This is a genomic window from Streptomyces odontomachi (assembly GCF_024435355.1).
Lineage (GTDB): Bacteria > Actinomycetota > Actinomycetes > Streptomycetales > Streptomycetaceae > Streptomyces > Streptomyces odontomachi.
Genome location: NZ_JAMJWG010000011.1, coordinates 45,170 through 71,353 on the forward strand (window position 1 = coordinate 45,170; position 26,184 = coordinate 71,353).

The following is a 26,184-nucleotide window of genomic DNA, read 5'->3' on the forward strand; positions in this document are numbered from 1 at the left end:
TCTTGGTCGTTACGGCTGAAAAGGCCCTCTTTGCTGACGTCCTGACATCCGGCCACCCTGCCCAGGAGGGGAAGCGCGCGGGCACTGCCAAAGGGGAGCCGATGTCCGAACCGCTCTACGTTCCCGTCCTGTCCGTCCGGCAGTACCAGCGGAAGGCCTACGAAGACCTCCGGCCTCGGATTCAGGCTGCGGTGGCCCCGCTGTGGAACCTTCCGGCATGCCCCGGTGTGGCCCCGGCGGAGCTGAAGAAGCTCTGGCGGCGGGAGCTCAGCTGGGTGAGTGGAGCACACGGAAGCCACCCGGCCTGGGTTGACGCCCCGTTTGCTGAGGACGAACAGGCGGTCCTCCTGCCGGAGCTCCTCTTCGAGTTCGGTGGGCTCTTCTCCGAACTTCGCCCGGTGACCGGACCCGAACGGTGCGCGGCGCAGCAGGCCGCCGCCCTGGACACGGCCCGCCGCAACGGCTGCGGGATCGGCGTTCGCGTCAGCGTGCCGGGAGAGTGGGGAGCCGGCACGACCGCCCGTACGACCGGAGATGTCCACCGACTTCTGACCCAAGTCCCGCCGGATGCCCGAGCCGATCTGCTCCTGGACCTGGGCAGCGTCCTCCCTGACCGCCCCAACGCGGGGAAAGAGGCCGTACGGGCACTGGACGCCCTGCTCCCTCTGGCCAAGTGGCGGACCACCGTCGTCATCGGAGGTGGCTTCCCCCAGGTCACGGGCGACATGCTGGAGCTGGGGGAGTTGCGCGAGGAACCCCGAACCGATTGGCACACCTGGCACGAGATACAGACGACCGGCCGTGCATACGTGCCACAGCTGACGTACGGCGACTATGGCGTGCTGCCTGCCACGGCCCTTGCCCGGAAGCCCGGCGGCGGGCCCGTGCCGTGGGGCGTCCTCCGGTACACCATCGATCGGTGGTTCGTGCTGTGCAAGGTGCGGAACGAGGGACCTGAACGTGCCGCGGACATCCGGGCGGCGGCCCGCCGCATCTGTGACCTTCCCGAATTCAGAGGGGCAAGGGCCAGCGCAGGGGACACCTGGCTGTATGACTGCGCTGAGGGACCCGACTCCTCCGGCGACGGCACAGGGCAGGTCGGGCCCTGGCAGTGGGCGGGGAACATCCAACACATGACCTACGTGGCCCAGTGCCTTCGCCGCCCCTGACCCGGGCGCTGCACCCTCCCGTGAAGGTCACTCGTTGGTTCAGTCGAACAACGGCGCCAGCATGCGCTCGCCCGCCAGAATCCGCCACGCCGGTACCCGCACCGTCCGACTGACCTCACACGCTTTCGCCCCCTGGCCGCCGGAAGGCAGGCCGGCCAGCAGATCGCCCCGCACGTGGGTCAGCCTCAAGTGCCGTGCCGGATCCTGGCCGGGCGGCGGGCCGGTGTCGATCAACACCGCCGTGTTCTCCCCTTCCGCGGTGAACAACAGGTCCACCGGGTGACCGCCGACCACGGCCGCACGCTCCAGCTCGGTGATGCCGCGCTCGCCGAGGTATTGCTGGAGACGGTCCGCCAACTCCTCTCGGAACGTGCTCACCGGCCCCGCGGTGCGGGTCGCTCCTGCTGCTCCCGCCCCGGTACTCGCGGTGCCGCTCCCTGCTCCCCACCCGCGGAACTGCTCGGCGCCTGCTCCCAGCGCGACCGAGCGCCCGGCGAGGAGCGCCGGCAGCCCGCTCTGCGCCTGCCAGAACGCATGACTGCCCACCGTGATCAGCTGTGACTTGGCCCGCGTGACCGCCACGTTCCACAGGTTGACCTGGCTCGCGACCCAGTGCGTCGTTCTCGACGGGGTGTTGTCCGTGGCAACGGGGCTCAGCACCATCACGTCACGCTGCCCACCCTGGAACGCGTGCACCGTCCCCACCCGCACCCGGTCGTCGTCGCGCCACACCCGCGCCAGCATGTCCTTCTGCGCCCGGAACGGGGTCACCACACCCAGCGTCGCATCCTGCGGCAGCCGCGCCAGCAGCTCGTCGACGACCCGCCGCACGGCGGCGGCCTCGGTGTCGTTGCGCCAGGACTGCCCTCCGCCGCCCCGTGCGGAGGCACCGCCCGGTGCGTCCACCCAGCCCAGCACCGGAGCGGGGTCCTCCTTGCCCACCGGGTCGAGCGCCGGCACCTGCCGCCGCACATCGGTCAATACCTGCAACTGTCCCGCGTAACAGTGACCGTTGACGACACCGGCGATCTCCGGATGGCAACGGTAGTGCTCGTCGAGCAGCAGGGCCTCGTCACCGTGCTGTGCGGCTGCGTGGTAGGCCGAGTACACGTGATGGGTGAGCCGGTGGTCCTCCAACTGCGCGGCGCTCAGCCCGGCCGCAGTGCGCGCCTGCCGCTCCTGTTCCGGCACGAGGTTGGCGATATGGCCGAGCTGCATCGGATCACCGATGATCAGCGCTCGCCGCGCCCGGAAGAGCAGCGGCAGCACCGACGGTATGGAGCACTGGCTGGCCTCGTCGATGACGACCAGGTCGAACATCTTCGGGACGAGGTCCAGCTGCCGCACCGAGTGGGTGCTGATCGCCCACCCCTTGACGTGCGCCATCAGGTTCCGCTGCGTCTTCCGGTACCCCGACTGCCCCCGCAGCGCCTGGAGCCGCTGGCCCATCAGCACCCTGCCCTGTGTCAGGACCTGAGCTGAGACTGCGCGGGACAGTTCCGCGGACAGCCCGGACAGGGCCTGAGCCATCGCAAGGCGTGACTGCTTCAGACCGTCCTCGTCCCATGTGGTGTGAACGGGTACGAGCCCTCGCAGCAGGCGCTCTACGGCCACCGTGTCAGCCAGAGAGCGAAGCAGCTCAGGGGAGACGGGACGCTCGTGCGCCCATCCCGGCCACGACGGGCCGTCGCTCTGGACTGGGCCGGCCGCCGTGACGAGCGCGGCCAGCGCCCGCGCCCGGCGCCAGGAGCCGAACAGCCACCAACGGGCACCGGCGGTCGCACGGGCCCTGTCCTCCCAGCGCTTCAGGGCTGCCACTGCGTCGTCGGCCGCCGAAGCCGACCAAACGCGTTCGAGGAGCGTCAGTGGCAACTCCGCTTCGGCTGCCCGCTCCTGGCGTTCCCGAAGCAACTCCAGCAGCTGTTCTTCCTCGCCGACCCGGAGTGCCGCCTCGGCCTGCTGTTCGGCGGCCCGCACACGGGTGTTGCGCAGCTCCCCTCCCACGGTCGCCGCACTCCGCCGCGGGGCTTCCGCTGGGGCGCCGAGCAGCCGCTCCAGCTTCGCAGCCTCCTGCTCCCGCGCGTCCTTGTTGCCGGTCCGCATCAGCAGCCCCGGCGCTATGGCGTCGCAGCGCTCGGCGACGACGTTCACCGCCTCATTGTTCGTGGAGGCGACGAGTACGGATTGCCCTGCGGAGACGCAGGTGGTGACGACGGCCGTGACCACCTCGCTCTTGCCGGTTCCTGGCGGACCGGTCGCCACCGTCAGCGCGCGAGTCATCGCCGAGGAGACCATCAGCTCCTGGCTCTCGTTGCAGGGCCCTGGCGCCACCACGACCGGCGCGGAGCCCTCGCGCCCATCCACCGTATTGCCGCTCAGCAGCGCCTCAAGGGCGGTACCGGGTATCTGCCCCGTCCGGGTCGACATCTCCAGGATGTTCTCCACCAGCCCCTGCGTGGCGTTCGCCGCAGCGCCCGACAGCACCAGCAGGACGGCTGCGTTGTGCGCACCGGTGCGCAGTGCTTGGTCCACCGTCCGCTCGCTGAGCGCGGACGGATCCAGCGGCTCCAGCTCCGAAAGACCCAGTTCCTCAAGCAACTGCCGCACAGCCTGCACCATCTGTGCGTCGTTGCCCTCCTGCCAGGTCGGCTCCCAGCGCGCGATCAGCTCGGCGGCGTCATCCGCGTCCAGCAGCCTCGCGACGACCCCGGTGTGCAGCGACGGCACCCCGGTGGGACGGAGCACGTCTCGGCCGTTCTCGTCCGGAACGAGCTCCATCTGCTGGATCAGCAACGGGGCGATCTCCACCGGAGCGCGACGCCCCCGGGTGTCCTGCTCACGGAGGGCGAGGGTGACCGCCGGATAGCCGTACCAGTATTCCTGCTGCGTGCCCGCGTCGCCGCCTGCCCCGCGCGGCCGGGCCTGAGGCTTGGACCGCCCTCCGGGCGCCAGGATCGTCGACTTGCGTCCTGACTGGATGGTCTCCTCGCCTTGGTTCAGCAGGAAATACCCTTTGTTCCGCTCCTTCTCGCGGTCGGGCAGCATGCCGGCCGCGGCCTCGGCGGTGAGGCAGTGGGCGTAGTACCGCAGCAACCGCTGCCAGTCCACGCCGTCCCGCGCGTCCCGTGCCGCCATTTCCCTGGCCTTCACCAGGGCGGGGGAGCGCTGGGCCGCTTCGGCGGCGCCCTGCGGCGGTGCGGGGAGGCGGACGGGACGTGCCACCGACCGTGCGAAGTGCAGCGTGTGCGTGGCCCGGATGGTGGACTTGGTGGGCCACTGCTCCTTCGGCACGCCGTCGCGCACCATCTGCGCCGTCAGATAGGTGAACAGGTCGTCGGGCGAGATCCACCCGCCCTCCTTGATCCGCCCGTTGCGCAGTCCCTCCACGATCTCACCGGTGAACCGGGACGTGCCGAGCGTGGACCCGGGTGGCGCCATCGCGGATGCCGACTGCAAGGCGTCGGACGCGGTGATGAAGTACACGCCGGTCGGCCGCAGCAGGGTGCTGGGCGCAGGCTGCTGGTCTGCGCCCTGGGTGCCCTTGGCCGTCCAGCCCTGCACGACGGAGCCGCTGGAGCAGCAGTCCAGCAGCACGATCTTCGACGATGCACGGCAGGCAGTGAGCATTCGCTCCAGGAATTCGGCCGGTACCGCGGTGCGCGGCAGATCGTCCGGATCGGCGTCGCAGGTGAGGAAGTAGAGCTGGCCGTCGTCCTCGCAGAACTCGCCGTGCCCGCTGAAATACACCAGCGCCGTCTCGCTTGGCTGCCGCGTTTTGAGGAACGTCTCCACGGCGTGCAGCATTTCCGCCCGGGTCGGCTCCGGGACCATCGCGCACTCGTTGTACATGCCGATCTCGGTGTTCTGGAGCACGGCCTGCATGTAGTGCAGGTCCGCGCGGACCGGCGGCAGGTCGGGGCAGGCGTCGTTGTCGTACGTGGAGACGCCGATGAGCAGGGCGTACCGGTCGTTGTCGGTCATCGGTGCTCAGCCTGCCGCCGGTCCGGTGCTGTCGCCTGGGGTGACGCCCGCCGCGTCGCCGTCGGGTCCGGCGCCGTCCGTACCGCGTGCGGGCCCGAGGGCGTCTGGGTCGTGCGCCGGCCGCCCGGCACCGTCCGCGAGGAATCGCGCGATCCGCTCGTCGTCCTCGGATGCCTCCTTCCCGGTGATGTGGAGGGTCGCCCCATCGGGCCGGGTCACGACGATCGTCCGCTGCGGCACGCGAGCCAGCCAGGCCTGCACCCCAGCTACGGCCAGGGATCCGGCGCTGATCAGCACGCCGACCGTATCGACGGACAGCGTGCCCTTGTCCGAACCGTCACCGGACGTGCGCCGCCCCGGAACGTCCAGCGCGGCACCCGGATCGGTACCGCTGACCTCGGCGAGGAGCTCGCGCGCCTCCTTGCGGGCACGCAACGGGTCGTCGTCGACGATCGAGATCCGGTATCCAGGCCGGTCGTGGGGCATGGTGGTCACGGTGCTTTCCCTCGGTCTTCCGCGGTGGGGGCGGGGCGAGGCGTGCGTGTGCACGGTCGCAGAACTGCACGAGGCTAGTCCGCGGATCCGGAACCGAGTGGGCCGTTACCGAAACCAGCCTGGTCATTGACGCAAAAACGACTTACCGGCGGCGCCGGGCGCGCATCGGGCGTGCGGTTGCCCCGGGCGGTTTTGTGCGGTGCGCAGATGCGTGGCGCGATCCCCCAACGGGGCGCCACGCGGGCGACGATCAGCGGGCCGCGGCGCGCTTCGGCGTCTGGGGGTCTGGGGGGTGCGCGGAGCGGTCGTACGGGCGGCCTCATGTATCGCGCCGATGCGAGATGAGCCGGCGGGCGAGACGGCGCCGAGGCGGGAGGACCCGAAGCGCATGGCGAACTCGGGTGGTGGGGATGGACCGTGGCCGACGGAGTGCTTGGCGGTGGGGTGGGCCGCGGACCGGAACTTCGCGTTCGGGGGACATCTCGATGTTTATGAGGCTTACGCCGCTGTTGTGGACCTAACGTGACGAGAACGGCGCGCACACGGAGGGTAGCTGTATGCGGTCGGTGCGCGAGTGTAGGCGGGGTGGAGCGTGACGGCTGGCGCGGGGGTGCGTTGGTCGGTGGAGGTGGTACGGGATGAGTGAACCGATGGGTGAGACGGGCGACGTGACGCCCGAGTTCGGGGAGCAGCGGCAGGAACCGGAGACGGAGGCCGGGGCGGATACGGATACGGGCGCGGGTGCGGAGGCAGGCTCGGGCATCGTGCGGGTATTCGGGCGGCAGTTGAAACGGTGCCGGGTGCGGGCGGGGCTGGAGCGCCCTGAGTTCGGGGCGATGGTCGGCTACTCGGCCTCGACGATCGCCGCGTTCGAGCAGGGGCGACGGATTCCGCCACCGCGGTTCATCGACCAGGCGGACGAGGTGCTTGACGCGGGCGGTGTCCTCCTGGAGATGAAGGACGAGGTTGCGAAGGCGCAGTACCCGCCGTTCTTCCAGGACGCCGCACAGTTGGAGGCGAAGGCGGTCGAGCTGCATGTGTACGCGACGAAAGCTGTGCCAGGCCTGCTACAGACTGCGGATTACGCGCGTGCGGTGTGCACGATGTGGCGGCCCCTGCTGTCGGAGGAGATCATTGAGCAACGGGTCACGGGGCGTCTTGCACGACAGGAGATCTTCTCACGGGCGCCACTGCCGACCATCAGTTTCGTCATTGAGGAGTCAGTGCTCCGAAGGCCACTGGGTGGTCTGTCGGTGATGCGGGGCCAGCTTGAGCAAGTCATGCTCTGTGGACTGCGTCGGAACGTCGAAATCCAAGTGGTGCCCAATGCGTTGGAGGAGCATGCTGCACTTGAGGGCCCCTTCACCTTGATCGAGAACCGTGATGGGCGCAGGTTCGCCTACGTAGAGGGATACAAAGATAGTCGAATGTTCAGCGAGCGTAAGTACGTTCGGGAAATTGAAGATCAGTACGGAATTCTCAGGGCGCAAGCCCTCAGTCCGCGAGCCTCTCTCAACTTTGTCGAGAAATTGCTGGGAGAATTATGAATACCGAGCCAATGACTATCGTCGTCTCTGATTCAGCGTGGTTCAAGAGCAGCTACAGCACTGGGTCGGGTGGTGAGTGTGTCGAAGTCGCCTTTCCCTGGCGTAAGTCCAGCCATAGCGCTGGCGATGGCGGCGAGTGCGTCGAGGTGGCCATGTGCCCGCACGTCGTCCACGTACGGGACTCAAAGAACATAGCTGGGCCCAGACTCACGATCGACGTCGGCACTTGGACAACATTTGTTGCATTTGCGTCCCGGTAGTGGACGCGTTAGGTCGTAAAGGTCTGCCCCTGATACTTGATGTCCAGGGGCAGACTTGCCTTCATCGAGCTCGGCGCTCTTCAGCTACACCTCTACCTCTGCGTGAGCGGGTGGTACCCAGCGTCCCGCGGCAATCTCGGTATCTAGCCGGTCCTGGAAGTGCGCGTGTGCGGCTCGCATTTCGGCCTCCCGATCCACCTTGTAGAAGGGGGCTCGGTAACCGTCGGGGGGTGGAGTGCGGTGCGGGTCCTCCAGATGGTCCATGAGATCGAGATAATCCTGCTTGGTCTGACCGTGACCGAATGTGTTGAAGTCGGCGGCTATCTTGCGCCCATTGACGTCAAAGTAAGTGGCGGACTCGTAGTCGTACAACTGCGGATATCGCGACTTGAAGATCGCGACGAGCTGGTCCGCGGTGATCCCGAGCCAGACAGAGACGAGTGCGTCAACCTCGACGAGGGCGGCCCGGCGCTCGCATTCTGTGCGGAGTGGGGTCTCGTACCGCCAGGCCGGTTTGAGACCGGCTGAGAGGGGCCTGAGGTGGGGCCAGTTTCGGTTGGCCCAGTCCTCGTATCCAGCCCACTGCGGGTCGAAGAGTTCTTCCCAAAGGGGTGCGTAATGGGAAGTTAGGGCGTTCAGGCGGAGGGTGCGAAGAAGCAGAGCGGGGGCGAGAGGGTGCTTGGAATCGGGCGCGGGCATCCTACGGGCGTCAGCAGCATGGAAGTTTGAGCGTCCGGTGATACGCAGGAGGTAATCGAAGGGCAACGACGCCCAGAAACCCGTACTGAGAACCGTGAGTCGATTATCTGTTAGTCCCATTGAGTAAACACTGTCGATGTGCGCTGGGCCAGGTGGGATGAGAGCGGCATGCAGGCTGCGACTATTAGCAAAAGGGATCATCTTTCGCCAGGCGAGTCGGTAATAACTGGTGTATGGCCTCCCGAGCCAGGAGTCTTGGGCCGATACATAGGTCTTACGGTCGGTGGACCGAACATAATTAGTTGCAGGGGTAAAATTATCAGGTAGCTCTGTAGGTGCGATAAGGTTCCAGTCCCTATTGCTTCGACATGGGATTCTAGGTGTCTTCGAGAATGGTAATGCCGTAGTGAAATGTCCCCCTTGGAGAATGACATCCCTGAAATCGGAAACAGTTTGACTGTCCCAGCAGATCAGCCCTTCTTTCTGTGCGCCTGTTTCGTGATATCCGCTTGAAGTCATTGGATTATGATCGGCAAGAGTGCTCGGATGAGAAGCAAGTGCTTCGATCACTCCCTGCTCGCCGACGAGTACGGGGTAGAGTAAAGGTGGTTTAATTGATGCATCCGTTAATCCCGTTATTGCCTGCCAGCTGGTTAGTAGTGCGGCATTTACGTGCACTACACGTTTTTGGTGCGGTCGAATATCCCATGTGCCGTTATGTTTGATTCCGGGTGTGGCTCCTTGCCCGTCGTGGGTAAGTGAATCGGTCAGGACGTCAGCGCCGCGAAGTTCGCTGAGGTGCAGAAAGTCCGGCTCTTGGGGTTGTCCGTAGATGTGCACACCGAACTCTTGGGAGCGGTGGAGGTCCTCAAACGCCCAGTTCGCGGAGTTCACAAAATGCGCATGGATGCGGAGATGGTGATAGGCGGCTACCCGAATTAATCCCTCACGTGCTCCGCCGAAATGCGAGTCGGGATGAATCAGGCCCGCAGTGCCGTGCGGTGCGAGGTGCTGCCACACTTGAGCCATAAAGGCTCGGTAAAGATCGCCTTGCGTGCCGACAAGAAGTGGATAAGCGGCTGAGCTAGCCAATATAGAGACGACCCCGGCATGCGCAGCAAGCTCCCCTAGAAAGAATTGCCCACCACCCGCGTCCGTGGCCAGTACATCTTCCTTACGTAGTCGCCATTCTGCAACGCTGGGCTTTTCTGCCATCACGAACCAAGGCTCTAGCTCTGCCAGAACCAGGTCCTCCTGCCACTGTGGCCGAACCCAAGGCGGATTCCCCACCTGCAAGTCAAACCCGTCCCGCACAAAGACCTGCCCGAACTCTAGCTCCCAGTGAAAGAACCCTTGCCGCTTCGCCACGTCCTCCGCGACCGCCGTCCAAGGAAAGCGTGTCGCCACCCACTGGAAACGGTCCATGCCCATCCACTCAGGCAGTTCGTCCTCGTAGGCGGACAAGTCGTCCAAAGTCTTGAACGTCGGCACCAGAGACTCCTCCGGCACATCCTCCGTCCCGACCAACGCCTCCGCGAAGTCCAGCCAGTCGTCCAGATCAGCCAGCGGAATGACCGCCCGCCGCTCTCCCCGCACCTGCTCCGCACGACGGCCCACGCGACGACGGGACACCGACTCCCGCGTCAGCGTCAACTGCTTGGGCTCCGCCGCGAACCCAGGCAACGCATCCGCTTCCCAGGCCAGCAGCACACCGTCACCCTCGTCCTCCCCACCGGACCCGCCACCGCCCGCCGCCCCGATACCCGCACCCGCATCATCGGCGCCGCCCCCGGCCACCGCACCCCCGGCCGTCCCCGTCTCCGCGTCCCCCCCCGCCCCCGCCTCGAACTCCGCAGCCCGCTCAGCCAACGCCTCAGCCCGCGCATACCGCTCGTCCGAACCGTTCAGCAGCCCAGCCTCCTGCACCGGCCAGAACCACAGCGCGCACCACGCGTCCATCAGCGTCTTCAGCCGCCAGTACGGAGTATCGGCCGCCGTCAGGTCCGCCAGTACCTCGTCCCGTTGCACCGCGACCTCTGGCCGTCGCAGCCACCCCTCCTCGGCGCCCCACACCGCTATCCGCCGGGAAATGTCCCGTTCGGACAGCTCAAGCCGCCGTACGACCAGCCCCCACAGGTACTCGACCCGCCGCGCGAGCCCCTGAAGCCGAACCGTCTGCCGGGCCGTCGGCGACTTCACAATCGCCCGTCGCCAGGCACCCAGCGCCTTCGCCGCCTCCGGCGCAAGCGCCTTCGCCTCCTTCTCGGCCGCGACCGAGCCCCACTCCTTCGCGGGGAGCAGGAAGTGGTGCACCGCGCCCTCGGGCAACGTGGCGCCCCCCACTGCCTCCGCCAGCGGGAACCGTTCAGGAGTGGTCCCCAGCCAGCCGCCCTTCTTCAGCCGGTCGGCCGCGTACACCTCCCTGCGTCCCCCGATGAGGGAGTTGCCGCGCCGCAGGTGCAGGCCGAACCACGGGGCCTCCATGCCAGGGTGCATGGTGTTCAGCCACAGGGAGACCTCGGCCAGCTCGACCGCCGTCTCGTTCAGGTCGACGCCGTAGGAGTTGTGGAGTGCGATGTACGCCTTGGTCTTCAGCAGCTCGACGGCGTACTGCTCGGTGTCGATGGTCCGGCCCGTCTCGCGCTGCCTGCGCCGCAGGTACTCCGCTGCGACCTGGTTGATCGCCTCGTTGAGGAACGCGCCCGAGCCGAGTGCCGGCTCGCAGATCTTCCAGTCCAGCAGCTCCCGCGCCTCGGTGGTGGTGCCGTCCTGGTCCAGGCGGTACTGGAGGGCGAGCTGCACCGTGACCTTCGTCAGGGACTCCGGGGTGTAGTACGAGGCCGAAGTCTGCCGGTCGCGGCCCGACAAGCGGTACACGAACGAGCCCGGGGCGTACGAGACCCGCAGGTCCTCGCCGGTGTGCTTGTCCCGGCGGCGCACGAACACCGAGTCCGGGTATTCGTCGATCCTGGACTTGGGCACCAGCCAGGAGCCGTCCTTCGGGTCGCCGCCCTTCGCGACCTCGTACAGCTCCTCGCCCGCGATGAAGCCGCTGTACGACATCAGACCCTCGTACACGGCGCCGAGCTGGTTGATGCCGAGCTGGGCGTACGAGATGAAGCCGCCGCGTTCGCCCTTCTTGCCGCGCGTGATCATCAGGCGGTGCAGCACCTCGTACAGGGTGGCGTTGCGCAGCCGGGTGTCGAGGTAACGGACCGACTCGCCGCGGGCCAGGGCCTCGTCGATGTCATGACGCGGGTCGGGAAGGGAATCGGCGCCTATCAGGCGGATCGCCTCGGGCTCGAACAGTTTGCTGTGCAGTGCCTCGAAACGCAGGCCGACGTCCTCGCTGGTCTTTCCGGCGGAGTCGGCGGCATTCATGGCATCCGCGTCGGCCACGGTGTCCGTGCCGGAGTCGGTCGTCACACCATGTGTGCGACGCGTCCGGTAGCCGACCTGGACCTTGCGGAACAGCAGGTCGAGGGACTCGTACAGGTAGAAGCCCGCGCGGGACTTCTCGCTGACCGGTTCCCGGTCGGCTATCAGCTCGCCGAGCCGACCGAGGCCGTAGCCCTGCTGGTACTCGGGGTAGTCGGCCGGCAGGATGCCCAGTTCGGGGCGTGCCTCGGCGTACAGCAGGAACAGGATCCGGTACAGGTAGCGCAGCGACTCGCGGGTCAGCTGGCGGCCCAGTTCCGGGAGTTCACCGATGTCTTCGGGCCGGACGCCCTGCTCACGCAGGCGGGCCAGCACCTCGCCCGCTATCAGCTCGACGCTCGCGCGCAGGCCGTCGCGTAGCTCGCTGGAGACGCCCACCGCATGCTTCGCCGACTTGCCGACGAGGGCGGCGAGAGGGTTCTCGCCGCCCTCCTCCGGGGTGCGCAGCGAGTCCGCGCCGAAGAGCGCCGCCACCGTGTCGAGCTCGCCGCCCACCTTGGTGTCGTTGCGTTGCAACGCGGTGTCCAGCGAGACCGCGAGATAGCGGCCCTCGCCCCACACCGCACGGTCGGCGAGCACGATCACCCCGCCGCCCAGGAGCAGTACGTAGCGGGGCGGCTCCTCGCAGGCGAACAGGAACGAGGCCAGCTTCGAGCCGGTGGCCAGGGCGGCGGTCGGGCCGTCGAGCGGGACCTCTTCCAGTAGCCGCCCGCGACCGTCGGCGTCGAGGGCGGCGTCCGGTTCCGCGGCCCAGCCGCAGTCCACGGCCACCAGACCCCGCTCGGCGTGCGCCAACGGGATCTCGTGCACCTGCCCGGCGCGTGTCACCGTGAGCGTACGGGGCTTGGCGTCGTAGCCGAAGGCGCGCAGCACCTCCGTGTTGAGGGACCGCACCCGCTGCCGCCACTCCGGCGAGGCATACGTCAAGGCGTCGTCGTCGGTGTCGCGTACCGCGATGATGCCGTCCTCGTCCTCCGGGAGGGCGAAGAAGGACCGGGCCCTGAAGTAGAGGCGGCGCAGATCCCGCAGCCCGGCACGGGGCGTCACGGGCAGCTCGCCGCGCCCGGGGACCGCCACATCCGGCTCCTCCGGCTCTTCAAGCCCTGGAGAACCGGCAGTCCCGGCGGCGGGCTTCGCGGCCTCCTCGCGTTCCTTCCAGGTCTGGAGCAGACCCGACTTGAGGTCCTTCGGCAGCACCTCGGCCAGGTAGTGGGCCGAGAAGTAGTCGCCGCGGTTGACCAGGGAGTCGTACGTCATGACAGGGCTTCTCTCAGCGGGTCAGGGGCGGCACTTCGGTCACGGGGTGGAAGGCGTCGGCCCGGAGGCGGACGAAGATGTGGACGCTGGTAGCTCCGGCGCGCCGAGGCTGACGGGCGGCGGCGCGTCCGGGGTGCGGTGGCCGTCCCGTTCGCCGTCGGGATCCGGCACGAGCACGGCGAGGACCCGCAGCAGCGGACGGCCCGTCGTCAACAGCGAGTCGGCGAGGTCGGCCAGGCGCTTCTTCGCACGCTCGCCGCGATCCCCGGCGAGGGTCGGCTGGTGCCAGGTGGCGAGCCGGCGCTTGTATTCGGCGATGGGCTCGCGCAACGGCTCGTCCCAGGCGTCGCGACGCGCGTCCAGGAACGTCTCGGCTACGCGCAGGACGGCGGAGAGATCCTCGCACAGTGGTCCGGGATCGTGGTGGTGGCCTTTGTTGGCCATGCTCGGGCCGACCCCGCAGCGCCGCAGCAGGGACACCATGTCGTCATCGACCGCGCCCCGGCCCGTCACGCCCATCCACTTGACGACGGTGGGTCTGCCGAGGCTGTTGGAGTACACGCCCTGGATGAGGTAGATCGGCGCCGCCACGTTCGCGGTGATCACGGGGGCCTCCTGGCGGCCCAGGCGGACCAGGACCTTGTCGGTGAGCCACTCGACCACCGGATGCAGGTCCGTGAGCAGGGAGATCTCCGGCCACACGGAGTCCGACGACTCCCGCGCTCGTTGGAGGGAGTGTTCGGCGAGCCGACGGTTGAAGGTGACCAGGAGCCGCTCGCGCAGCCGCTGCTCGCGAAGGTAGTCCGTGGGCAGTGCCTTGAGACGGTGGACGAGGTCAGCGGGCGGACGGAAGGAGAGCAGGCCCGACTGCGGGTCGCGGTCCAGCTCCAGACGGTCGTGGGCGTCGGGGTACACCTCACCCAGCGCCTCGTCGAGGAAGTGCGCGGTGGACTCGAAGAGCCGAGGGAGCACGGGGGAACCGCTCTCGCTTCCCGTCGTTGGAGAGGGAGAGCCGGGCACGCCTGGACCTGCGGAGCTGCCCGGTCCGACCGGGTCCACTGCCTCAATCTCAGCCGTGGGCTCCTCGCCGACCGCGCCGAAGAACTCGGCGAGGAAGTCATCCATGCCCGCGTCTGCATGGCCGCTCCCGCCGTCCCCGTGGCCCGCGCCGGAACGGCGGGAGTCCAGCGACTCGTCCACGGACCTGCCGCGTAGCAGATCCTGGATGAGGGACTTCTCCTCCGCCTCAGCCCGATACAGACCGGTCACGGCCTCCGCCGTGCCCAGTGAGCGGTGGGCCTGGTCCTCGCGGTCCAGTAGCCGTTCGGCGACGACCGTGTCGTCCTTGGCGCCCTCGACCTCGCTGGTGAGGAGCATCGCGCGGAACTCCGGGGGCCTGGCCTGCCCATACCGATCGATACGGCCGTTGCGCTGTTCGATGCGGATCAACGACCACGGCACGTCGTAGTGCACCAGCTGGTGGCACTGGCGGTGCAGGTTGACACCCTCGGACGCCACGTCACCGGTCAGCAGGACGCGTATCGGAGCATCGGCCAGACCGAACTCCTCCACACAGGCCATCTGCTGCTCGTCGGAGAGGCCGCCGTGCATGACCCGGACACAGTCGCGTGCCGCGCGGCCGGTGAACCCGAGCGCCGCCGGGAGCACCCCGGCGAGCCATTGAAGGGTCTGGACACGCTCGGAGAAGACCACCACGCGGGCATCGGAGCCGGGACCGACACCGATCTCCTCACGGAGCTGGTGCACGAGGGCGGTGAACTTCGCCGAGTCGACTTGGGTGAGGTCGGCGGCCAGTTCCGACAACCGGTGCAGTGCGGCCAGTTCGCCGGCCGTCGCCCGAGGATCTTCTTTCTTCTCCAACGTCTTGATGCGCGCGGAGACAGTGGCCTTCAGGGCCGCGTGGGAGGAGAGGAACGACTTCAGCAGCGTGTACGGGAAGAGGGGGACGGCGCTCACCGATGGGCGCCCGTCGCCGGGCAGCCAGACGCTCGCCAGTTCCTCGAAGATCTTCTCCTCGGCGGGGGTCGCCGGACAGTGCACCGACCGGGACGGACCGCGGTCCGCCCACTGGCCCTTCATCTGCTCGCGGACTTCTGGGCTGATCTTCGTTCGGCGGATGAACAGGTGCCGGATGTCGTCGGCGCGATAGCTCTCCGGGTCGCGGATCGCCGCCGGGTCGAGCAGGCCGATCAGCTCGGCGAACGACCTCGCGTCGCCGTTGTGGGGGGTGGCGGAGGCCAGGATCAGGGCGTCTGTGCGGGGAGCGAGGATCTGCGCGAGTTGGTTGCGCAACGATCCGCGGTTGATCAGGTTGTGCGACTCGTCGATGACGACGGCGTCCCAGCGGATCTGCTCCAGGTGATGCCGGTACTGATCAGCGTTCTTCAGGGTGTCGATGGAGACAATCACCCGCTTGAACGAGGTGAAGGGGTTGCGGCCAGCTGGTATCTCCCGCTGGATGCGCTCAATGCCGACCGAGTCCAGACGCACCAACGGGATCGAGAACCTCGTCCACAACTCGTGCTGGAACTGCTCCAGCACATGTTGCGGCGTGACGACGAGGATGCGCTCGCCCCGGCCGCGGCGGATCAGCTCGGCGAGGGTTAACCCGATTTCCAAGGTCTTGCCCAGGCCCACCACGTCGGCTATCAGCAGGCGCGGGCGGAGGTTCGCACCCGACAGCGCCAGCTCGGCGGGGCGACGCTGGTAAGGGAGGGAATCCAGCAGGAACGAGTCGGCCAGCGCGAGGCGGCGCTCGGACTGGGGCAGCGCGGTGCGGCGCAGCACGGCCTCAAGGAACAGCCGGGAACGCCGGTAGTTCGGCGAGTCGTCCGGGACCAGTCGGGTGTCGCGTGGATCCAGCAACTCGATCCGGTCCAGGCCCGAGAAGAACACGGCCTCCTGATCGCGGACGAACTCCGACACCCCGACGACGTCCAGCCGGGTGCCGTCGTCCGTCGTCGGCACGGAGCTCCTGATCAGCCACTCCTCGTCCCGCACAAGGACCTGGGCGCCGGCTGGATACTGCTCCTGCACCGCCCTGTGCGCAGTGGCGCTGCTTTTCTCTGCGCTGGTGTGGACGGTGGTCACCCATGGCCTCCCGGGGCGGTTCGCTCGGACGTTTGGCGGGCGTCCTCCAACGAGCCGCCCACCAGTTTCGCGGACTCGAAGAGAATAATTGAGTAATTGTCAGAAAGGAGCATCGGCGGCGTAGGCCTCGCGCAACCGCTGTGCGGTGATACGGGCCTGAGCGCTGTGCAGCAGCGAGCGCTGACCCGAGCTGCCGTGAACCCTGGGGCGGGCGAGAACCTGTCCGGCGGCCTGACCCTGCACCCCCTCCTCGTCGACTGCCGCATCACGGGAAGCGTCGGTGAGCGGCGCCCCAGACGTATGGCCGGGAGAGGTAGGACGCTGGTCCGGGGAGCGCTGCGATGAGGGGTCGGGAGCCGTGGGCTGCTGGTTCCCCGGTGAAGTGCTGCCCGAGACGTTGGCGATGTCGACCGGGACAGCAGCGACATCTGAAGAGGCCGACGGAAGACTATTGCCCCGTGGAACGGCGAGCAGTTCGTCCAGGAGATGCGCTTGAGCGGCCGTGTAGCTGGTGAGCCTGCGGCGCGCTTGGGCCACCTTCAGCCCCTGAGCCTCGATCAGCGCCCTGCACTGCTGGACTACATCGTCAAGCGCTGGCCGGTCCTGTGTCCGATGCGCCAGCATCGTTGCCAGCAAAGGGACCAGTTCGTCCGGCGCCCCGGACAGGTCCGGAGCGGTCGTCGGATCGATTACCTGGTGGAAAAGAACTTGGATGTTGTCGGCCCGATAAGGGGGATGACCCGAAGCGGCGAACAACAGCACGGCACCCAGCGCATACACGTCGACCGCTGGGGTCAGCGGCTTCTCGCCTTTCGCCTGCTCGGGAGGCATGCAGGAAGGGGTGCCCACGACGGTGTTCGGTGCGGTCAGCGAAGCACTCGACTCTGCGAACACAGCCAGTCCGAAGTCAATGATCTTCGGACCATTGGGACCGAGGAGTACATTGGCCGGCTTGAGGTCGCGGTGCAGCAGCCCCTGCTTGTGCACGGTGGCCAGCGCCTCCGCGAGCGTCGCGCCCAGCGAGGCGGTGAGGAGGGCAGGCAGCGGGCCGTGGGTGCCCACATGCCTGCTCAAATCCAGCCCTTCGACGTACTCGGTGGCCAGCCACGGCGGGTCCGCTTCGGAGTCGGCGTCCAGCAGGGCGGCGATCCGCGCTCCCCACACAGTCTTGAGGATCTCCACTTCTTGCGCGAACCTCTGCCGCGTGGCCGAATCCACGACAGATGGCTTGATCACCTTGACGGCGGCTGGCTCCCCGCCCGGCGACTCTCCTAGATACACCTGGCCCATGCCGCCATGCCCGATCCTGCCCAGCAACTCATAGCCGCCCAATTCGCTCGGATCATCCGGGCTGAGGGGCGCAATGTGCACGTGAGGCTCTCCTTCGGGGCAGGGCGTGCGGGAACGTCGTTGACCGTGACGTTAGACCACTTGTCGGATCGGATGTCGCGACCACCTCTGCCGACGCCGTGTCTTGCTCGCCTGTTGTCAGCGAGCCCTCGATGTGGAGGCAGCAAGAGCCGGCCAGCTGACGAGCTACTTCCGCCCAGGCGTCCACTTCATGCCAAGCCGATATGCTCGTGAGATCACGTCCTGGACACCTGGTCCGTCCTGCGGGGTGAACCATCTCACCTCGCGTCCCACGATCAACTCCCCCTTCTGGCGCTTGATCAAAGCAATGGCGCAGGCGTGAGCGCACGGTGGACAGTCATCGAGACGCACTTCAAATCCTTGACCCTGATCAGACGTAAGGGTCACTACTGCATCAAGCCCACGGAAGTCCCCGGACCCGTCATAGATATAGGCGAAGAGCAGGAGCTTCGAGAAATCGGCCTGGTGGTCGAGATTGATGACAAGGTTCTCACCCGCGGCTCGGGCGCCGGTCCTGTCGTCTGCATCCAACGCAACATAAGGGAAGCGATCCACTGCGCCGAACGCGTCACCAAGGGCCTGTACCACGGTCTTGCTGCCGTCGCTGAACCTGATCATGCATCCCAAATCGAGATCCACATCCTTCAGCGTACTAGCACGCAAGGAGGCTTGCATTTTACGAAACAGCCCGCCACGCCCTGCTCGGGCTTCGCGTTGTGCTACTGCTCGGGGTGAGGTCCAGTTCAGGTTGACCCGGATAAGTCCCGAGGCCACGCCATGCTTGGCCAGCGAGACCGTAGGCGATGCCTTGGTTAAGACCACTGCCATTTTTGCGTCCTATCTGGCAATGCGGAAACTTAAAGGTTGAGCCCAACACCGCGTGTATCTCGGTGGAGCCGGAAGGCACATTGAATGCCATTTTGAGTTGATAAGTGCACTGTTTGCGAATCTGTGACAATCTTGTCACCGCATTGCGCTGTGACCTGTCGTGCCCCCTTGGCCCTCGCGCTTCGCGCACGCTCAGCGGTCGTGAGCAGCCGCGGGCGCAGACCGCTGTCGGCATGTGGCTTGGCGGATGGTTGCCGCGCATGGACACCGTGCTGAGGCCGGATGCGGCCACCGCAGGTTTGCTGCTTCCTTCGGCCTGGGGTCGCCTGGAAAGTGCCGGACCGCTGCGGTGGATGGGTGGATGCGGGGCTGACCGCTGAGTGGGGCTCGGGGGAGTGCGGTCCAGCTCGGGCGAAGTAGACCCACGGCTGGTCGCCAATCCCGTGCAGGTGCGAAGCTTCCTCGTCGCCGTCTCATACGTCGGCGGCTACAAGCGAGCCCGCGGCCGGCGCCTGGTCGGCCTGTTCGCAGCGATGTACTTCGGAGGTTTCCGCCCGGCTGAGGCGGTCGGCCTTGCGGAACCGGATCTCGTGCTGCCCGCCACGGGCTGGGGCTCTGCTCTCCTCCACCGCACCCGACCCACCGCGGGAAAGCTCTGGACCGATTCGGGAGAGACGCATGACGACCGCGGGCTGAAGAACCGACCGGCCGAGGACGTCCGGCGCGTGCCCATCCCTCCGCAGCTCGTGGTCGTGGTGCGGGAACACCTCGACATATTCGGAACCGCTCACGACGGGCGGCTGTTCTTCAGCGAGAAAGGGGCCGTGGTTTCGTCCTCGACGTACTTCCGCGTGTGGCAGGAAGCGCGGTTCCTGGCCTTGCCGCCGACCTTGGTTGCGTCCCCGTTGGCTGCTCGGCCGTACGATCTGCGGCACTCCGCCTTGTCGACCTGGCTCAATGCCGGAGTCGACCCCACCGCGGTCGCTGAACGAGCCGGAACTCCATTGAGGTCCTGCTGAGCCGCTATGCGAAGTGCATCGACGGGCGCCAGGAAGTGGCGAACAACCGCATTGAGAAGCTGTTGAGCGAGTACGAGTAGCGGCTTCACTACCTACCTCAGAAGCAGAGAACTCATTTGGCGCTGTAGACGTTGTGATCTGACTGCAGTCTGGGCGCCGTTCCGCAAGGATAGGACCGTTCCGTCTGTCCGAGGCGGTGGCAGGGGGGACTGACATGCGCGTCATTCGAGCAGTGGCCACTCTCGTGGTCGTCACGCCGTCGATGCTGGCTCTGCAGGGCTGCAACCCGCATCAGTACGACTCCGTACCTTCGGTGTCGAACGCGAAACGCTCTGAGATCGTGGGTGTGTGGCGTTGTGTGGAGGGGACGGAGGTCGTGCTGAATGTCGACGGGTCGGCCGCCGTGGCGCACCTTGACGGGCAGGAGTTCGACTTCGACGATGGCTGGCGCATGTCGGGGATCGGGACCTGGCGACTGACCGATGCGAAGTCGGGTTGGGGAAATGGTCAGCATATCTCTGTGAGAGTCACGCAGCGGATGTCATGGGAGGAACGCCACGACACGGAACCCGGGGGGCGAGTTCCCGCAGATGCCAGGCGACCTGCACCGAAGACGTACACGTGGACGCTGGAGATGCAGCGGGGTGCGAAGGGGCTGCGTCTGTTCTTCCTGTTCGGCGACCCCGATTCTCGCAGTTACTACTACCTGGAGAAGGAACGCACCGAGCACGGCTCGTCGCCATCGGCCAGCCGACGGTAGGCGTATGGGGGTGCGCTCCACACCCTCAACCCCCTGATCCATTTCGGGGGGCGTCAGTTGTTCGCGGGCCGACCTGAGGGAACGCCCCAAGATCCTGTCCACGAATAGTCCACAGCACCCGTCACAGGGCCGCTCAGCGCTGCATACGCCTGCACATACAAGAAGACCCCGGCCTCACGTTTCGCTGCTGACGGGGTCTTTGGGCACCTCAGGAGAGGTGCCCCCGGCGGGGGGCATGGAGCATGGGAACGGGTGGAAGGGCACCCTGGGGTCGGTGGGCTGGTGATTGAGGCGGCCGTCCCGGTCAATCGTGGGGGTACATAAGCAATCGGGAGTTCGGCCGGCAGCGTACGGGAGCCGCACATCGCAGCTCCTGTCGTGCTTGGCAACGGCCATGGTGACGGAGAATGTAATCCGGCGCATCGGGGCGCAGGCAAGTGTGTATACCGCGCGACAGTGCTGATCAGGTCGGATCGGGACCAACGTGGCCAGCGGTGCCGGAAGTCAGGCCAACGGCACGGAGAACTGCACTCCGGACGTGAGCTCGGCGCAGTCCTGTCCGACGCTGAGGCGGGAGGCCGGATCGCTGGGTCAGTAATGAGCGTCGGTTCAACGGTCTACCGGGTCCATATGCACGTCGCCGGGGCAGCGCCAGAGAATGATGGGGATTGGAAGAGCGCGAGGAGGGAGACCGACGCGGATCGGCCAATCTCACTGGATGAGGGTGGTCTGGGCGCGTTCGCCTGTGTGACGGAAGCGTGAGCGAAATACCATGTCAGAAGCATCCTTGGATAACACCGGGAGACGTTGCTGGTCGAATCCCCGGAGGAGGAGTACCGGTCGCCCGGCTCAAGCCTCAGTGAGCACAAGGGCGCTTCGGAAGAATGTTTGGCGGTTGCAGGCGCAAGGTGAACGGGGGGCTCTATGGGTGGTGGGGGCAAGGACGACGGCAAGGTCCTTGACATCAAGATCTCGGACATCAAGGCGGCGGCGCCGGCTTTTCACACGCAGGCCCAGAACCTGGGCAAGGCGCTGACGCAGCTGATCAAGACTTTGGATCATTTGGGCAAGCCATGGGGTGAGGACAAGCAGGGCAAGGAGTTCGGGGAGAAGTACTCACCGCTGCAACACTCCATCGAGACGTCCGCGGGGATCCTGGTGCTTGGCCTGACGAGCATCCATGAGGCGCTGGTCGACATGGCGGATGGGCATGTCGACAACGACCTATTGATCCAGGGGATGTTCAAGAAACTACAGATCCCGAAGCACGGCGGCCACGATGACGCCGGGGGCGCGAAGTGAGCGTCGAGGATGAGGCCAAGAAGATCCTGCTGAAGATGGGTCTGTGGTGGCCGGACGCGGACTCGGGCAAACTGAGGGATGCCGCTGGTGCCTGGCGGACGTTCGCCGATGCCGTGGATGACGTACGCGGGCCGGTGAACAGTGCTGCACAGTCGATCATTCACCACAACAAGGGTGAGGCGATCGACACGTTCGACAAGTTCTGGGGCCGGTACGCCAAGGGCAAGGATGCCGGCTGGCTGAGCGACTTGTCGGATTCCGCTCGCAAGATGGCCAAGGCTCTGGATGATTTCGCTGATGCCATCGATGACGCGGTCAACAAGTTGTGGACGCAGATCGGTATCGACGCTGCGGTGATTGCGGGCGGCATCGCGCTGGCGTTCTTCACTGCGGGGCTTGCCTCTGGCGCCGCTGCCGCTGCTGCCGACGCGATCATCGAGGTGGGCGCGGGCCTGGGCGTAGGTGTGTCCGCGACGGTGGCTGAGATCGCGGCAGGAACCTTCGTGGCCGCCGCGTTCGGTGGCGTGGAGTCGGTGACCGTGGACCTGGCGGTCGCCCAGCCTCTGAAGATAGCCACCGGGCTGCAGACGGGCATGAGCCTGGACGAAGTCAACAGGGCGGCCAAGGACGGCATGATCTACGGTGCGGCTTTCGGCGCAGGCTTCGGCGTCGTGAAGAACGGCCTCGACCCAGCTCTGGGCGAGTCACCGTTCCTGACCCGTCCGCCGTCCCTGCGCCCCGACCTCGTCGACCTGGGGCCGGCTGCAAGGAGAGCCGGGAAGACGCCCTGCGTGGGGGAGCCGATCGACGTGGCGACCGGCGCGATGCTGATGACGGAGACAGACCTGTCGCTGCCCGGGAGCCTGCCACTGGAGTTCACGCGTACCCATCTCTCCTCGTACCGCGGTGGTGTCTGCTTCGGGTCCACCTGGATATCGACCCTCGACGAGTGCCTTCAGATCGACGGTGAGGGCGTCGTCTTCGCAGCGGCGGACGGCATGCGCTTGGTGTACCCGGTCCCCGAGCCGGGTGTGCCCACCATGCCGGTGAAGGGCGCCCGATGGCCTCTGGAGTGGGACGGCAAGCCGGACGGCACGATGACGGTCACGGACCCGGCGACGGGCGTGGTCCGCGCCTTCGCCGCGCCGATCCCGTCTCCGACCTTCGGCGTGTTCCACCTGGCGCTGGAGTCTTGGACAGACCGCAACGGCAACCGCATCGACGTCGAACGCGACGACGAAGGCATCCCGTACGGAATTCGCCACTCCGGCGGCTACTACGTGGCCGTGGACACCCAGGGCCCGCGCATCACGACCCTGCGCCTCCTCGACGAGCCGCCTCCTCGCTACGCCCCGCAATCCCCGCAGGGCGGCGAGGGCACGGTCGTCATGCGCTACGGCTACGACGCCTCCGGCAACCTCATGGAGGTCATCAACTCCAGTGGCGAGCCCTTGCGCTTCACCTACGACAACGAGGGCCGGGTCACCCGCTGGACCGACCGCAATGGCACGTGGTTCTCGTACCTCTACGACGAGCGCGGTCGCGTGGTTCGAACCGAGGGCACCGACGGCATCCTGTCCGGGACGCTGACGTACGAGGACGCGGCACGCACGACGACGTACACAGACTCGCAGGGTCGGGCCTCTCTGCACCGTTACAACGCCGAGGGCCAGGTCGAGGAGGAGACTGATCCGCTGGGGCACACCACCCGCACCTGCTGGGACGCGTACGGAACCCAGCCCGTCGCCGTCACCGATCCCCTACAACGCACGACCCGGTACGCCTATGACGCCGCAGGTAACCTCACGGAACTCACTCTGCCGGACGGATCGGTCGCGCGGGCCGCGTGCAACGCATTCGGGCAGCCAACCGAGGTCGTCGAGCCAGGCGGAGCGGTGTGGCGGCACAGCTACGACGAGAAGGGCAACCTTCTCACGACCGTCGACCCCACCGGGGCCGAGACGCGGTACACGCACGACGCAGCGGGCCGCCCGACCACGATCACCGACGCTCTCGGCCACACCCGCACCATCGCGTACGACCCGGCCGGCCTGCCCGTCGGGACGACCGACGAGCTCGGCCACACCACGACAATCCGCCGGGACTCCTTCGGTCGGATCGTAGAGGTGACCGACCCGCTGGGGCACACCACCCGCCTGGGCTGGACCCCTGAGGGCAGACAGGAGTGGCGCCAACAACCGGACGGTACGCGCGAATCATGGGCCTGGGACGCGGAAGGTAACCTCCTCAGCCACACCGACGCCGCCGGCAACACGACCCACCACACACCGGGCCCCTTTGACATTCCTGCCACACGGACGGACCCGGACGGCGCCCGTTACGAGTTCGCCTACGACACCGAGCTTCGCCTGATCGGTGTCACCAACCCGCAGGGGCGCACCTGGTCGTACACCTACGACGAGGCGGGCCGGCTGACTTCGGAGACGGACTTCAACGGTCGAATGCTGAGGTACCTCCACGACGCGGCCGGGCGGCTGACTTCCCGGACCAACGGCATCGGGGAGACCCTGCACCTCACGCGGGACGAGTTGGGGCGGGTGGTGGAGCAGCGGTCCACAGCGGGCTCCATCGCAACGTTCGCGTACGGTCCCGACGGAGGCCTCGCGCAGGCGGCCAACGCTGAAGCCGAGGTCGTACTGGAGCGGGACGGCGTGGGCCGTGTGCTGTCGGAGACGGTGAACGGCCGCAAGACCACGTATGCCTACGACGTTCTCGGCCGCCGTGTCAGCCGGGTGACGCCGTCCGGACTGGCCTCACAGTGGACGTACGACCCGGCGGGCCGCCCGCTCACCCTGCACTCGCTTGTGGGCGAACTGCACTTCGCCCACGATTCCGCGGGCCGCGAGACCGAGCGCCGCATCGGTACGGAGGTGAGGCTGACCCAGAACTGGAGCCCACGGAACCGTCTCGCCGGTCAGACCCTGACCTCCGGCCCGGACGCGGACGGTGTGGACCACCTCCTCCAACACCGCACCTACACACACCGCGCCGACGGCTACCTCACCGAGATCCGAGAGCTGACCTCCGGCACCCGGCGCTACATCCTCGACGGCGTGGGGCATGTCACCGGAGTGCGCGCCCACGGCTGGACCGAGACGTACGCGTACGACACGGCGGGCAATCTGGTGGACGCCACCGCACCCGCCCACGACGCCCCCGGCGAGCGCGAGTTCGAGGGCACCCTCATTCGTTCGGCGAGCGGAACCACCTACGAGCACGATGCGCAAGGTCGCCTGCTCCGCAGAACCCGCAGACTCTTGAACGGCCAGAAACGTAGCTGGACCTACGCCTGGAACGCTGAAGACCGTCTGACAGAAGTGACCACCCCGGACGGCGACCGTTGGCGGTACACCTACGACCCATTGGGCCGGCGCATCTCCAAACAGCGGGTGACCGAGGACGGCTCGGTGCACGACCGCACGGAGTTCAGCTGGGACGACACCCTGCTGGCCGAGCAAACCACACCGGACGGCAGGGTGCTGACCTGGGAGTACAAACCGGGCACTCCCCGTCTGGTGGCCCAGACCGATCACGAGCCCTCGGCCACACGGTCGAATGCCTCGTTTTTGGCGCGCCTGGCCGAGGAATCGAACCCCGAGCGCACCGCTCGCTTCCACGCCGTGGTCACGGACCCCGTCGGCACCCCCATGGAACTGGTGTCCGCATCCGGAGACCTTAGTTGGCAGCGCCGCACCACCCTATGGGGCACGTGCTTGCCGGTCCCGGACGATAGCCCCGGCTCCGTCGACTGCCCGTTGCGTTTCCCCGGGCAGTACGCCGACGACGAGACCGGGCTGCATTACAACCTGCACCGCTACTACGACCCTGCGACAGCCCGGTACATCAGCACGGACCCGCTGGGGCTGGAGCCGGCGGACAACCACCACGGCTATGTACGCACTCCGCTCACCTGGATCGACCCCCTCGGCCTCTCCCCCTGCAACTACGGAGCCGACAACCTGTACAAGGCGGCCACCACCATCAAGAAGGGCCAGCTGTCGCCGGCGGGCAGGGCACTGCAGAAACACGGAGACCCCAGCCCGGGTAATCTGGCCAAACGAGGTCAAGCTCACGTTGATATGTATAACTTCGGCAAGCTCACCAACAGTGAGCGGACCGAGGTCGCCAATGAGATGATCCAGGAGATACTCACCGACCCGAACGTGGTCGAGAAGGTCAACACGTCAGCGTCGGCACAATACGGCGGCATCACCCGGGATTTCAGGGTTCCCGGAGGTTGGGGAGCCCGATGGAGCTGGCGTGGGGGCCAACTCACTTTCGAAGGATTCCTGTGATGGCGGGGCAGTACGGGGCCGAGCCGGCCTACCGGAAAGAGGACTTCGTCGCAGACGGAGCGCTGCGGGACCTCTGCGTCCTCGACACCACGATCGAGGACTGGCGGCGCATGTTCGACGCACTGCGCACAGCACCCGGGCCCCACGTCCTCACCTGGTCGCTCTCCGACACCACGGAGACTGACGCCTTGGACGCCTCCGCCGTATGGTCCCGACTAGAACAGGATCCGGAGGAGTCGGCGAGTCTGGCCGTCGATGTCGACGGTGTCTGGTTCACCTGCTACTTCTTCGACATCGAGGAGATCGAGTTCACCTTCGATCCCTCCGACGTGGTCGACGAGGCGACCTTCGCACCCGTTCGTGCCTTCGTGACCTGGCTGGGAATGTCGGTGGGCCGGGAGGTCATCGTGACCATGGAAGGGACCGACCACGCTGCCATGCCCGCGCTGATCCGATGGCGGCCGTGAAGTTCGTCAGCGCCGAGTGCGAGCCGTAGTCGGACGGTGCCCGACTGGATTGCGTGAGCCTGTTTCGACAAAACTGCGGTGATCGCGTGACGGGTATGAACCGTTGTCCCGCGGCAGCTCGGCCGAGGTAAGGCCGGCTGCCGCTCGGCTGTCCGGGGGTGAGC

At 66.9% G+C, this 26,184-nt stretch carries 13 protein-coding genes and 1 pseudogene; 8 read left to right on the plus strand and 6 right to left on the minus strand.

Features of this window, described 5'->3' with window-relative positions; genetic code table 11:
* Positions 1-101 precede the first annotated feature (101 nt).
* Complete coding sequence (locus NQO67_RS22460) at positions 102-1,169, plus strand: beta family protein (protein ID WP_255951945.1); 1,068 nt, start codon at positions 102-104, stop codon at positions 1,167-1,169.
* Positions 1,170-1,208: 39 nt separating this feature from the next.
* On the opposite strand, the gene NQO67_RS22465 is transcribed toward NQO67_RS22460, so the two are convergent.
* Complete coding sequence (locus NQO67_RS22465) at positions 1,209-5,150, minus strand: caspase, EACC1-associated type (RefSeq protein WP_255951946.1); 3,942 nt, start codon at positions 5,148-5,150, stop codon at positions 1,209-1,211.
* A 6-nt stretch (positions 5,151-5,156) separates the two neighbouring features.
* Positions 5,157-5,636 (minus strand): effector-associated constant component EACC1, encoded by a 480-nt coding sequence (locus NQO67_RS22470; RefSeq protein ID WP_255952164.1) that lies wholly within the window; start codon positions 5,634-5,636, stop codon positions 5,157-5,159.
* 647 nt (positions 5,637-6,283) lie between these two features.
* Between NQO67_RS22470 and NQO67_RS22475 the strand changes: the two genes are divergently transcribed.
* Both NQO67_RS22475 and NQO67_RS22480 read left to right on the plus strand, forming a co-directional pair.
* The gene (locus NQO67_RS22475; protein ID WP_255951947.1) at positions 6,284-7,192 is read left to right on the plus strand and encodes a helix-turn-helix domain-containing protein; all 909 of its coding nucleotides are present in this window, start codon (positions 6,284-6,286) and stop codon (positions 7,190-7,192) included.
* 11 nt (positions 7,193-7,203) lie between these two features.
* Positions 7,204-7,452 (plus strand): DUF397 domain-containing protein, encoded by a 249-nt coding sequence (locus NQO67_RS22480; RefSeq protein WP_255951948.1) that lies wholly within the window; start codon positions 7,204-7,206, stop codon positions 7,450-7,452.
* Positions 7,453-7,536: 84 nt separating this feature from the next.
* Here NQO67_RS22480 and NQO67_RS22485 read toward each other — a convergent pair whose 3' ends face one another.
* The 4 genes from NQO67_RS22485 to NQO67_RS22500 form a co-directional block, all read right to left on the minus strand.
* The gene (locus NQO67_RS22485) at positions 7,537-12,846 is read right to left on the minus strand and encodes a DNA methyltransferase family protein (RefSeq protein WP_255951949.1); all 5,310 of its coding nucleotides are present in this window, start codon (positions 12,844-12,846) and stop codon (positions 7,537-7,539) included.
* Positions 12,847-12,885: 39 nt separating this feature from the next.
* Positions 12,886-15,957: a DEAD/DEAH box helicase gene (locus tag NQO67_RS22490; RefSeq protein ID WP_255951950.1), complete on the minus strand. Its 3,072-nt coding sequence runs from the start codon at positions 15,955-15,957 to the stop codon at positions 12,886-12,888.
* Between the two features lie 99 nt (positions 15,958-16,056).
* Positions 16,057-17,328 (minus strand): serine/threonine-protein kinase, encoded by a 1,272-nt coding sequence (locus NQO67_RS22495; protein ID WP_255951951.1) that lies wholly within the window; start codon positions 17,326-17,328, stop codon positions 16,057-16,059.
* A 165-nt stretch (positions 17,329-17,493) separates the two neighbouring features.
* Complete coding sequence (locus NQO67_RS22500) at positions 17,494-18,156, minus strand: hypothetical protein (RefSeq protein ID WP_255951952.1); 663 nt, start codon at positions 18,154-18,156, stop codon at positions 17,494-17,496.
* 407 nt (positions 18,157-18,563) lie between these two features.
* Here NQO67_RS22500 and NQO67_RS22505 point away from each other — a divergent pair.
* The 5 genes and pseudogenes from NQO67_RS22505 to NQO67_RS22525 form a co-directional block, all read left to right on the plus strand.
* A pseudogene (locus tag NQO67_RS22505) lies at positions 18,564-19,255 on the plus strand (site-specific integrase); the annotation flags it as partial.
* Positions 19,256-19,389: 134 nt separating this feature from the next.
* Positions 19,390-19,935 (plus strand): hypothetical protein, encoded by a 546-nt coding sequence (locus NQO67_RS22510; protein ID WP_255951953.1) that lies wholly within the window; start codon positions 19,390-19,392, stop codon positions 19,933-19,935.
* A gap of 924 nt (positions 19,936-20,859) precedes the next feature.
* On the plus strand, positions 20,860-21,237 hold the full coding sequence (locus tag NQO67_RS22515) for a hypothetical protein (RefSeq protein ID WP_255951954.1): 378 nt from the start codon (positions 20,860-20,862) through the stop codon (positions 21,235-21,237).
* Positions 21,234-25,553: a DUF6531 domain-containing protein gene (locus NQO67_RS22520; protein WP_308295689.1), complete on the plus strand. Its 4,320-nt coding sequence runs from the start codon at positions 21,234-21,236 to the stop codon at positions 25,551-25,553. The genes NQO67_RS22515 and NQO67_RS22520 overlap by 4 nt, the downstream gene beginning before the upstream one ends.
* The gene (locus NQO67_RS22525; RefSeq protein ID WP_255951955.1) at positions 25,553-26,020 is read left to right on the plus strand and encodes a hypothetical protein; all 468 of its coding nucleotides are present in this window, start codon (positions 25,553-25,555) and stop codon (positions 26,018-26,020) included. The genes NQO67_RS22520 and NQO67_RS22525 overlap by 1 nt, the downstream gene beginning before the upstream one ends.
* Positions 26,021-26,184: the final 164 nt, after the last annotated feature.

Coding starts and splice junctions, on each gene's coding strand:
- NQO67_RS22475 (WP_255951947.1), top strand. CDS start 6,284: ATGAGTGAACCGATGGGTGAGACGGGCGACGTGACGCCCGAGTTCGGG.
- NQO67_RS22480 (WP_255951948.1), top strand. CDS start 7,204: ATGACTATCGTCGTCTCTGATTCAGCGTGGTTCAAGAGCAGCTACAGC.
- NQO67_RS22485 (WP_255951949.1), bottom strand. CDS start 12,846: ATGACGTACGACTCCCTGGTCAACCGCGGCGACTACTTCTCGGCCCAC.
- NQO67_RS22525 (WP_255951955.1), top strand. CDS start 25,553: ATGGCGGGGCAGTACGGGGCCGAGCCGGCCTACCGGAAAGAGGACTTC.
- NQO67_RS22510 (WP_255951953.1), top strand. CDS start 19,390: ATGCGCGTCATTCGAGCAGTGGCCACTCTCGTGGTCGTCACGCCGTCG.
- NQO67_RS22500 (WP_255951952.1), bottom strand. CDS start 18,156: ATGGCAGTGGTCTTAACCAAGGCATCGCCTACGGTCTCGCTGGCCAAG.
- NQO67_RS22470 (WP_255952164.1), bottom strand. CDS start 5,636: ATGCCCCACGACCGGCCTGGATACCGGATCTCGATCGTCGACGACGAC.
- NQO67_RS22460 (WP_255951945.1), top strand. CDS start 102: ATGTCCGAACCGCTCTACGTTCCCGTCCTGTCCGTCCGGCAGTACCAG.
- NQO67_RS22465 (WP_255951946.1), bottom strand. CDS start 5,150: ATGACCGACAACGACCGGTACGCCCTGCTCATCGGCGTCTCCACGTAC.
- NQO67_RS22515 (WP_255951954.1), top strand. CDS start 20,860: ATGGGTGGTGGGGGCAAGGACGACGGCAAGGTCCTTGACATCAAGATC.